The sequence below is a fragment of the Micromonospora sp. D75 genome, assembly GCF_018070405.1.
GTDB classification, from domain to species: Bacteria; Actinomycetota; Actinomycetes; order Mycobacteriales; family Micromonosporaceae; genus Micromonospora; species Micromonospora chalcea.
On record NZ_JAGPXV010000156.1, the window covers coordinates 1 to 10,239 of the forward strand.

The window sequence follows — 10,239 nt, forward strand, 5'->3', positions numbered from 1 at the left end:
CTCCGCGGCGGTGGGCGCGTCCGCGTGCAGTGCCGCGATCGCGGCCTGGGCCTGGAACTCGCCGAGCCGGTCGCGGGACAGCGCGGTCTGCAGGATGCCCACGCCCTCGGCGATCAGCGTGGTGTCCCACCGGCTGCGGTCCTGCTCGGCCAGCGGCACCAGGCTGCCGTCGGGCGCGGTCCGGCCGGCCCGGCGGGCGTGGTGCAGCAGCATGAGCGCGAGCAGCCCGGCCACCTCGGGATGGTCGATCGCGGCGGCGAGTTGGCGGGTGAGCCGGATCGCCTCGGCGGCCAGGTCCACGTCGCCGGAGTAGCCCTCGTTGAACACCAGGTACAGCACGCGCAGCACGGTGGCGACGTCACCGGGCTGGTCGAGGCGAACCCCGGAGACGGTGCGCTTGGCCCGGCTGATCCGCTGCGCCATGGTGGCCTCCGGCACCAGGTACGCCTGCGCGATCTGCCGGGTGGTGAGCCCGCCGACGGCGCGCAGCGTCAACGCGACGGCCGACGACGGGCTCAGCGACGGATGCGCGCAGAGGAAGTAGAGCCGCAGCGTGTCGTCCACGGCGGGCACCGGGCCGGGCGGCGGCTCCTCCTCGATCAGGTCCTCCCGTCGGCGCCGGGCGGCGTCGGCGCGGACCGCGTCCAGGAACCGGCGCCACGCCACGGTCACCAACCAGCCCAACGGGTCGCGGGGCGGGTCGGCCGGCCAGACACGCAACGCCTCGATCAGCGCGTCCTGCACCGCGTCCTCGGCCGCCGCGAAGTCTGCTCCGCGGCGGACGAGGACACCGAGCACGCCCGGGATGAGGCTGCGGAGCGCGACCTCGTCCATCGGACGGATCACTCGGTGATGGTCGGCGGCGCGGTCAGGAACGGGCGCAGCTCCAGCCACTCGTGGATCGGCTTGCCGCCCTGCCCCGGCGCGGCCGACAGCTCGGCGGCCAGTTCGAGGGCACGCTCGTAGCTGTCCACGTCGATCACCATCCAGCCGGCGATCAGGTCCTTCGTCTCGGCGAACGGGCCGTCGGTCACCGGCGGTCGGCCCTCGCCGTCGTAGCGGACGAACGTGCCCTCCGGGGCGAGCGCCTGGCCGTCGACGTACTCGCCGCTCTCCTGCAGCCGGGCCGCGAACTCCTGCATGTAGTTCACATGCGCGGAGATCTCCTCCGGCGTCCACTTGTCGATCATCGGCATGTCGGTGACCGGGGTCGGACCGCCGCGGTAGTGCTTCAGGAGCAGGTACTTCATCTGTGTCTCCTCATGGAGGGTGCGACCCATTCTGGCCGCGTTCACTCCGGGGACGAAGCCGCCTGCCCGTTCTCGACATCGGTGGCGGAGGAATTTCGAGCGTCACATCGCGTAGGGCATCCTAGGAGGCTAGTTCTGGAGGCCGGGCCGCCTGCCCCCGTCGCGGCGGCCCGGCCCGTCAGGCGGCGGCGCCGCGGCGCAGACCGGTGATCAGCACCGTGCCCGCGACCAGGTGATACGCCACCAGCGTCAGCGTCGCCGCGCCCCCCACTCCCCCGCTTAGCGGACCGAGCAGCGACACCAGCAGCACCAGGCCCGCGACCACCGTCCAGACGGTCCGGGCGCGGGCGGTGAGCCGCTCCAGCAGGGCCAGCAGCGCCCAGCCGGACAGTCCGGCGAGCAGCGTGCTCACCGCCACCGCCACCGGCGTCACCCGCTGCACGTCCGAACCGGTGCGCGCGGTCAGATCCACCCCGGCCAGCGGCACCGCGACCACCCAGCCCAGCAGCGTGGCCACGGTGGCGGCGAGCACCGTCAGCAGCCGCACCCGGCGGCGGGTCGGGCGGGTGGCGGCGGTCGGAATCGTGGTTTCCATCGGTAGCTCCTCGGCATCGGGACGACTGCCGCCGACGCTAGGTCCGGCGGGCCGCTGCGCGGATCGGGCCGCGGAGCGGTTCCCGGCTCCGTCGCCGGACCGATCACCGGCCCGGATCTCGGTCTGGCGACCGATGAGAAGCGGTGCGCCCGCGGCCTAGCATCCGGACATGAGGTGCGCGTCCCGGTCCCGGCTCCTGCTGCTGCTCGACGGCGGCATCGCCACCGTGAGCCTCGCCGTGTGCCTGCTCGCGCTGCTGGCCTCCGACGCCGGCCCGGACACGACCGGCGCGACCGCCGTCGCGGTCGGCCTCGCCGTCGCGCAGGCCGGCTGTCTGCTGTGGATCCGGCGCCACCCGGGGTACGCCCTCGGCGTCGCCGCGCTCGCCGGCGTCGGCCTCGAGGCGCTCTGCCCGCAGCTCGGCTGGCTCGGCCTGGTCGCGGTGCCGATGGCGTACGTGGCCCGGCTGCGCCCGCCCCGGTACTCGCTCGTCGCGCTCGGGCTGCTGCTCGCGCCCACGCCGTGGAAGCTGGTCACCGGCGGCTGGCGGGACCTGCTGCTGGCGGTGACCGCGCTGGGCCTGAGCTGGACGCTCGGCGAGTTGCAGCGGGGCCAGGCGCAGCGGCGTGGCGAGCGCGAACGGCAGGTACGCGCCGCCGAACGGGAGCGGATCTCCCGGGAGCTGCACGACGTGGTGGCGCACCACGTCGCGGTCATCGCGGTGCAGGCCGCCGCCGCCGAGGACGTGTTCGACGAGCAGCCGGAGCAGGCCCGCGCCGCGCTCGCCGCGATCGACACGGCGGCCCGGTCGGCGCTGACCGAGCTGCGGGCCATGCTGCACGCGCTCGCCCTCGACGACGGGTCCGAACCGGACGGACCGCAGCCGGGACTGGCGCAGCTCGACGCGCTCGCCGACGCGGTACGGGCGGTGGGCCTGCGGGTGACGCTGCGGCGCGACGGCGACGGCGAGGCGCTGCCCGGCGGGGTGCAGCTGTCGGCGTACCGGATCGTGCAGGAGTCGCTGACGAACGCGCTGCGCCACGGTCACGGCACCCGCGCCGACGTGGACGTCGATTACCGCGACGGCGTACTGCGGCTGGAGGTCGTCAACGACGGCCCGGCGCCCGCCCGCCGCCCCGGCACGACCACCGGGCGCGGCATCGTCGGCATGCGGGAACGGGCCCGGCTGCTCGGCGGCACACTGGACGCCGGCCCGCTGCCGGCCGGCGGATTCCGGGTCCACGCCCGGCTGCCGGTGGAGGCGGCCCGATGACGGTACGGGTGGTCATCGCCGACGACCAGGAGCTGATCCGCGCCGGGCTGCGCACAGTCCTCGACGCGCGGCCCGACCTGAGCGTGGTCGGCGAGGCCGCCGACGGGGTCGAGGCGGTCGCGGTGGCGACGCGTACGCGGCCGGACGTGGTGCTGATGGACGTGCGGATGCCCCGCCGCGACGGCATCGCCGCCACCCGCGACCTGGTGGCCGCCGGCAACCCGGCCAAGGTGGTCATGCTGACCACGTTCGACCTGGACGAACACGTCTACGCCGCGCTGCGCGCCGGGGCCAGCGCGTTCCTGCTCAAGGACACCCGCCCGGCCGACCTCGCCGAGGCGGTACGCGTGGTGGCCCGGGGCGAGGCGCTGCTCGCGCCGACGGTGACCCGGCGGCTGCTGGACCGGTACGCCGACCGGCTTCCCGCGCCCACACCCACCGGTGACGCCCTCGCCGTGCTGACCGCCCGCGAACGGGAGGTGCTGACGCTCACCGCGCGGGCACTGTCCAATGCGGAGATCGCCGCCCGGCTGCACCTGAGCACCGCCACCGTGAAGACACACGTCTCGGCGATCCTCACCAAGCTGGGCCTGCGCGACCGGATCCAGGCGGTGGTGCTCGCGTACGACACCGGGCTGGTCCGGCCGGAACCGCCCGTCCGGTAGGCGCGAAACGGACAGCGGACCCAGACACGGCGAAGCGGGACGGCTCGCCGTCCAGCCTGGCCCGGCATGTCCACCCTCCGACGGCGGCAGGGAGCACACCGGACGGCAACGAAGATTTCTCAATTACCCCCAGTGACCGCCGCAACCCTCCTAGTGTTGGCCACACCGGTGCTCGTCACGGAGTTGGCCACCCGAACGACGTCCCACGCCTACAGCGGACGAAAAGTGAGGGAAGACGCGGATGAAGGCACAGTCATTTCTCGGATCGGCGGCGTTCGGCGTGGGCCTCGGCGCACTGCTGCTCCCGGCCGCCGCGCTGGCGGACACCAGAGTCTCACCCGCCGCCACCCCGGTCGGCGGCACCGTCGTGCTGACCACCACGTGCAACCCGAACGCCGGTGACGCGATCTTCCGGGTCACCGGCCCGGACCGGGACCAGAACGTCCGGTCCACCACTGCGGCCGCGGGCGGTGGCCTGAGCGCCGAGCTGTTCACCGCCGGGTTCACGCTCGGCACGTACACCGTCGCCACCACGTGCGGCGACGGCAGCGACGGCGGCAGCGCCACGTTCACCGTCACCCCGATCGGCGGCGCGCAGGCCGGTGGCGGCGGGCGCGACGGCGACACCGGGGTGCTGGTCGCCGGGGGCGTGCTGGCCGCCGGGGCGCTCGCCGGTGGCGCGTACGCGGTCATCCGCCGACGCCGCGCGGGCGCCGTCGCCTGACCGGATCGTCGAGCGGTCCGCCCGCGCCGGAGCACCCGGCGCGGGCGGCACGTCCCTGTCGGACGGAGGTGGGATGCTGTCGGAGTCGCAGCGCCGGTCGCGGTTGCGCACCGCCGTCGTGGTCACCGCCGTCACCGTCGCCGCCGCCACCGGCACCGGACTGGTCTCGGCCGGGCTCGGCACCACGTCGACGCCACCGCCACAGCCCGGCGTCTCCGCCGCGCCCGCCACCGAACGACCGGGTACGGCAGGCCCGGCGCTCCCCCGCGCCACACCGGTGCGGGTGACCATCCCGCGCATCGGCGTGGACGCCGAGATCGTGCCGGTGGCCACCGACGCCGACGGCGCGCTGGAGGTGCCGCCGCTGGAACGCCCGGAGGTCACCGGCTGGTACCACCCCGGTCCCGCCCCCGGCCAGGCCGGCAACGCGGTGCTGGTCGGGCACGTCGACTCGCAGCACGGCCCGGCGGTCTTCTTCGACCTCGGCCGGCTGCGCCCCGGCGACACGATCCGGGTGCTGCGCGCCGACGGCCGGACGGCGGCGTTCACCGTGGACGGCGTCGGGGCGTACCCGAAGGAACGCTTCCCCACCGCGCGGGTCTACGGCGGCGACGCGGCGGCACGGCTGCGGCTGATCACGTGTGGCGGGCGGTTCGACCCGCGCACCGGCAGCTATCCGGACAACATCGTCGTCTTCGCCACCGCGACCCGGTGAGGCTCAGCCGGCCAGGTCGGCGAGTTCGGCGTCGAGCAGCTCGGCCAGCAGCGCCACCCGGCCCGGGTCGTTGTCGGCGGTGATGTTCCGGCTGGGCATCTCGACAGTCATCAGCAGGTAGAGGTACAGCCGGTACAACCCGAGCCGCCGCCGCGCCCCGGCGTCGAGCGGGAACGGCGCCGCCGCCCGGTAGGCGCGCACCAGCGGGTCGTCCGGCTCGTCCTCGGCGCGGCGGAACAGCAGCGGCGACACGAGGTCCATCAGCGGATCGCCCCACAGGTAGCGTTCGCCGTCGACCAGGCCGGTGAGCCGGGGTGTGCCGTCCGGCCCGTCCACGGCGAGCACGTTGCCGGCCCAGCCGTCGAAGTGCAGCAGCGCCGGGCGGCGTACCGCGTCGAGCACCGCCGCGTGCCGCGCCACCAGCTCCCGGATCCGGGACGCCGGCACCGGCAGCGGCACCGCCCAGTCGGCGGCGTCGGCGAGCATGTCGTCCACCATCGCCGTGTACGCGTCCCGCCAGGTAGCCCCGTGCGCCCGGTCGCCGTCGTAGCCGTACCGCTCGCCGGTGACGGCGTGCAGCGCGGCGAGCGCGCGGCCGAACTCCTCGCGCAGCGGCCCGACCTCCGCGCCGGCCTGGCTCAGGTCCCAGAGGGTACGACCTGGTAGCCGCGCCATGATCAGCCAGTCGCCCAGCTCGGGGTCGGTTCCGTGGTGCAGCAGCGCCGGCGTCGGCACCCCCGGTGCGCGGTCGGCCACCAGGCGCAGGTAGTGCGCCTCCGCGCCGACCATGTCCCGCTCGTAGCGCAGCAGCGGCACGTGCGGCGGCGGACCGACCTTGAGCACCACGTCCCGGCCGTCGGTGAGGCGTACCTGCCAGACGGCGGCGAAGCCGCCACCGGTCAGCGGGCCGCAGTCGGCCACCTCGACGCCGGGCCCGAGCGAGGCGGTGAGGTATCGGCGGACCTGATCGGGGTCGAGGACACGCTGAGTCGGACTCACGCTCATGGTCCGGGAAGCCTACTGGGTTGAGGTGTAAGGAGGGGCCCCCTGTTAACGCCTCCGGTAGAGGAAGGGCCCCTTGTTAACACCTCTCCGAGGCTTGGGAGAATCGCGGCATGGCGAGACGGGGTGAACGGACGGCGACATGCCCGTGCGGCACCGGCCGGCCGTACGCGGACTGCTGCGCCCCGGTCCACCGGGGCGAGGCGACGGCGGCGACCGCGGAGGCGCTGATGCGGTCCCGGTTCAGCGCGTTCGCGCTCGGCGACGCCGCCTACCTGCGGCACAGCTGGCACTCGACCACCCGGCCGGAGCGGCTGGAGCTGGACCCGGGCACGCGCTGGACCCGGCTGGAGATTGTGGAGACCGGTCAGGGCGGCCTGTTCGACAGCGCCGGCACGGTCCGGTTCCGGGCGCACTACCGCGAGGGTGGCCGGGCGGGTGTGCTGGCCGAGCACAGCCGCTTCGCCCGCGAGGACGGCCGCTGGGTCTACCTGGACGCGCTGCCCGAGTGACGCCTCCCTGGCGCCGACGCGCGCAGCCTGCGGCGGCGGGTGTTAACAAGGGGCCCTTCCTCTACCGGAGGCGTTAACAAGGGGCCCTTCCTTTCGCCTAGGCCGGGCGCGGGGCGGGCTGGGCCAGCTCGGCGATCTCGCGCGGCAGCTGGGACAGCGCCCGGTTGAACTGGGCGGGCCCGACCACCCGGTGCAGCGCCTGCAGCACCGCCCGCGCGCCGCGCTCGGCGTCGGACGGGGTCGCGCCGGAGCGCTCGGCGACCCGGCGCAGGAACTCGTCGTACCCGAAGACCTCCGGGTCCTCGACCCGGGCGCGCGCCAGCAACGGACGCAGCTCGTGCGCGACGTGCGCGGACAGGTCGTCGGCCTCGCCGCCGCTGATCCGTTCGGCGAGCGTGCGCAGCGTCGCCTCGGTCAGCGCGCGGGCCGTCTCGACCGGTACGCCGGCGCGGGCGGACACCCGCGCGTAGAACTCCGGTTCGGCCATCGTCTGTCCTCCCGTCGCAACGGCAGCGTGGCTACCCGCCGCCGGCCTCGGCAAACACCGCCGCTGACCTGGCCCCGGCGACCAGGCGTTCAGGCCAGGGCCCGCGCCGCCGAGACGATCGCGCCGACGCCGATGCCGGCCCGGTCGAACTGCTGGGCCGGGGTGCCGGAGCCGGGCAGCCCGCGTACCGCCAGGTGGTTGACCCGGGACGGTTCGCCCAGGTCGGCGAGCGCCTCCAGCACCGCTGAGCCCAGCCCGCCCTCCGGGTAGTGGTCCTCGACCACCACCAGCCGCCCGCCGGTCTCCACCACGGTCTCGGCGAGGCGCTGCCGGTCCACCGGCTTGATCGAGTACATGTCGATCACGCGCGCGTCGATGCCCTCGCGGGTCAGTTCGTCGGCGGCGGTGAGGCAGAGGTGCACCGTCACGCCGGTGCCGAGCAGCGCCACGTCGCCGCCGTCGCGCACCATTCGGCTGCCGCCGATCGGGAACGGCTCGCCGTCGTCGTAGAGCACCGGGTACTTGCCGCGCGTGGTGCGCAGGTAGGTGATGCCCGGGTGGTCGGCCATCTGGGCGACCAGCGCCGCGCAGGAGACCGCGTCGGCCGGGCTGAGCACCGTGGAGCCGGGCACTGCGCGAAGCGCCGCGATGTCCTCCAGCCCCATCTGGGACGGGCCGTCCGGGCCGATCTCGACCCCGGCGTGCGAGCCGACCAGCGCGATGTCGGCCCGGGACACCCCGGCCATCCGGATGAAGTCGTACGCCCGGGACCAGAACGCGGCGAACGTCGCCGCGAACGGCCGGTAGCCGCGTACCGCCAGGCCCACCGCCGCGGCGGCGAGCTGCTGCTCGGCGATGAACATCTGGAAGAACCGATCGGGGTACGCGGCGGCGAAGCTCTCCGCCCGGGTGGAGTCGCTGACCTCTCCGTCGAGCGCGACCACGTCGGGCCGGGCGGCGCCGAGGGCGCGCAGCGCGTCGCCGTACGCGTTCCGGGTGGCCACCTTCGTCCCGCGCTCGTACCGGGGCAGCTCCGGCTGCCGGTGCTCGGCGGCGGCGGTGCGCGGCGCGGCGGGAGGTTTCGGTCCGGCGACCCGGATCCGGCGGGGGCCGCCGAGCGCCCGTACGGCCCGGTCGGCCAGTTCCGGGTCGAACGCCTTGCCGTGCCAGGCCGGGTCGTTCTCGACCTCCGGCACGCCCTTGCCCTTGACCGTGCGGGCCAGCACCACCGTCGGCCCGGTGGCCTCGCGTGCCTGCCCGTACGCCTCGTCGATCGCGCCCAGGTCGTGGCCGTCGACGACGATCGCCCGGCAGCCGAACGCCTCGACACGACGCCGGTAGGTGTCCAGGTCCCACTCCAGCTCGGTGGGGCCGCGCTGGCCGAACCGGTTGACGTCCACGATCGTGGTGAGGTTGCGCAGCCCGTAGTGCCCGGCCTTGTCCAGCGCCTCCCACACCGATCCCTCGGCGGTCTCGCTGTCGCCGCAGAGCACCCAGACGTGCGCGGGTGACCGGTCGAGGTACTGGGCGGCGAGCGCCACCCCGACGCCGACCGGCAGCCCCTGCCCGAGTGAGCCGGTGGCGACGTCGACCCAGGGCAGCACCGGCGTGGGGTGGCCCTGCAGGCGCGACCCGGCCTGCCGGTACGTCTCCAGCAGCTCCTGCTCGCTGATCGCGCCGGTGGCCCGGAACACCGCGTACAGCAGCGGCGAGGCGTGCCCCTTGGAGAGGATCAGGTGGTCGTTGCCGGGGTTGCCCGGGTAGGACCAGTCGTAGCGCAGGTGCCGGGCGACCAGCACGGCGAGCAGGTCGGCGGCGGAGAGACTCGATGTCGGGTGCCCGGAGCCGGCCGTCGTGCTGCACCGGATGGCGTCCACCCGGAGTTGGGCGGCCAGCTCCGCCAGCCCGGTCAGGTCCTCGTCGCGCAGTGTGCGCTCTGCTTCCAACGTCACCGCGATCGTCTCCCCGGGGTCGCCGATTTTCCGGACCCACGCTAGGCCGCGAACGCGACCATTGGTCCCTTTTCTGGTGATTCATGCTCGACCGGTGAACAGCCACAGCGCCACCAGCAGGTACGGCAGCACCGCGACCGCGAAGGCAGCCGGGTTGCCGACCGCGCCGGCGAGCAGCCCGTACCCGGCGTAGAAGGCGACGATGGTCAGGTCGGTGGCCATCCCGGCCAGCGACGTGACGGTCGCTCGCGCCGACCCGGCGATCCGGGCCTGCAGCCGCACGTCGGCGAGCACTGTGGCGAGCTGGAACGCGGCGAACGCGGCGGCCAGCAGCACGAACCCCGCCGGGTGCCGCAGCAGCGCCCCGGCCGCCGTCGCGCCCGCCGCGAACACCAGCAGGCCCGCGTACCCCCGGTGGGACAGCCGCTCGCCCAGCGGCGCGAGCAGCCCACCCACAGTCATCCCGGCCCAGACCAGCAGGAGCAGCAACGGTACGCCCACCTCGGCCATACCGGTGTCGGCGGCCAGCAGCCCGGTGTACTCGTCCAGCCCACCCCAGATCGCTGTCACCGCCGCGACCAGCAGCACGGCGGCCCGGACGCGGCGGTCGGCGCGCACCTCGCGCAGGCCCAGGCACAGGCTGTTAAGCCAGCCGGGCTCGTCGTCACCCGGCGCGGCACTCGCGCGCGGCCCGTCCGGCTCGCCACCTGGAACCGGCGCGGACGATCGTGGGCGGTGTTCCGGGAAGCGGGCCGCGACGGCTGCCGCCAGCAGGCAGGTCGCCACGCTCGCCGCGCCGACCGCGAGGTAGCCGCCGAGCGCGTACGCCGGCCCGGCGAGCACCCCGGACCCGACGGCGCCGAGCACCTCGGCGGTGCGGGCCCGGCCGATCAGCCGGGCGTACCTGTCGGCCGCACCGAGACGCTCCAGCTCGGTGAAGACCAGTGCCTCCAGCGCGCCCGAGCGCAGCGCGCCACCGGCGCCCCACAGCAGGAAACCCACGGCGAACGCCGGGTAGGACGGCAGCAGCACCCAGAGCGCGACACCGGCGGCGGCGAGCGGCG

At 74.9% G+C, this 10,239-nt stretch carries 12 protein-coding genes; 5 read left to right on the top strand and 7 right to left on the bottom strand.

What is annotated here, in order from left to right; translation table 11 throughout:
• The 3 genes from KBX39_RS12255 to KBX39_RS12265 all read right to left on the bottom strand — a co-directional run.
• Positions 1-834: RNA polymerase sigma factor (locus tag KBX39_RS12255; protein ID WP_210870539.1), on the bottom strand; the 834-nt coding region annotated here is incomplete at its 3' end.
• 8 nt (positions 835-842) lie between these two features.
• On the bottom strand, positions 843-1,250 hold the full coding sequence (locus KBX39_RS12260) for a YciI family protein (RefSeq protein WP_043323886.1): 408 nt from the start codon (positions 1,248-1,250) through the stop codon (positions 843-845).
• A gap of 178 nt (positions 1,251-1,428) precedes the next feature.
• A complete protein-coding gene (locus KBX39_RS12265) occupies positions 1,429-1,845 on the bottom strand; it encodes a DUF6069 family protein (RefSeq protein WP_210870525.1) in 417 nt (138 codons plus the stop codon).
• Positions 1,846-2,014: 169 nt separating this feature from the next.
• Between KBX39_RS12265 and KBX39_RS12270 the strand changes: the two genes are divergently transcribed.
• The 4 genes from KBX39_RS12270 (at position 2,015) to KBX39_RS12285 (ending at position 5,222) form a co-directional block, all read left to right on the top strand.
• A complete protein-coding gene (locus KBX39_RS12270; protein WP_210870528.1) occupies positions 2,015-3,118 on the top strand; it encodes a sensor histidine kinase in 1,104 nt (367 codons plus the stop codon).
• Positions 3,115-3,783, top strand: coding sequence for a response regulator transcription factor (locus tag KBX39_RS12275; protein WP_069088645.1), 669 nt, complete (start codon positions 3,115-3,117; stop codon positions 3,781-3,783). Before KBX39_RS12270 ends, KBX39_RS12275 begins: the two co-directional genes overlap by 4 nt.
• Before the next feature lie 241 nt (positions 3,784-4,024).
• A complete protein-coding gene (locus tag KBX39_RS12280) occupies positions 4,025-4,507 on the top strand; it encodes a hypothetical protein (RefSeq protein WP_043323881.1) in 483 nt (160 codons plus the stop codon).
• A 73-nt stretch (positions 4,508-4,580) separates the two neighbouring features.
• Positions 4,581-5,222 carry a class F sortase gene (locus KBX39_RS12285; protein ID WP_069088694.1) on the top strand — a complete coding sequence of 214 codons (642 nt, stop codon included), beginning with the start codon at positions 4,581-4,583 and terminating at the stop codon, positions 5,220-5,222.
• A gap of 3 nt (positions 5,223-5,225) precedes the next feature.
• Here the strand turns inward: KBX39_RS12285 and KBX39_RS12290 are convergent, their stop codons facing one another.
• Positions 5,226-6,227 (bottom strand): phosphotransferase family protein, encoded by a 1,002-nt coding sequence (locus KBX39_RS12290; RefSeq protein WP_210870531.1) that lies wholly within the window; start codon positions 6,225-6,227, stop codon positions 5,226-5,228.
• A gap of 110 nt (positions 6,228-6,337) precedes the next feature.
• Between KBX39_RS12290 and KBX39_RS12295 the strand changes: the two genes are divergently transcribed.
• Positions 6,338-6,736 (top strand): YchJ family protein, encoded by a 399-nt coding sequence (locus tag KBX39_RS12295; RefSeq protein ID WP_210870534.1) that lies wholly within the window; start codon positions 6,338-6,340, stop codon positions 6,734-6,736.
• 97 nt (positions 6,737-6,833) lie between these two features.
• On the opposite strand, the gene KBX39_RS12300 is transcribed toward KBX39_RS12295, so the two are convergent.
• The 3 genes from KBX39_RS12300 to KBX39_RS12310 all read right to left on the bottom strand — a co-directional run.
• Positions 6,834-7,223 (bottom strand): DUF2267 domain-containing protein, encoded by a 390-nt coding sequence (locus KBX39_RS12300; RefSeq protein WP_043323876.1) that lies wholly within the window; start codon positions 7,221-7,223, stop codon positions 6,834-6,836.
• A gap of 89 nt (positions 7,224-7,312) precedes the next feature.
• Entirely contained in the window at positions 7,313-9,175 is a 1,863-nt protein-coding gene (locus tag KBX39_RS12305) for a transketolase (RefSeq protein WP_187693816.1), read from the bottom strand.
• Between the two features lie 81 nt (positions 9,176-9,256).
• A partial coding sequence (locus KBX39_RS12310) for an MFS transporter (RefSeq protein ID WP_210870537.1) occupies positions 9,257-10,239 on the bottom strand: 983 nt, incomplete at its 5' end.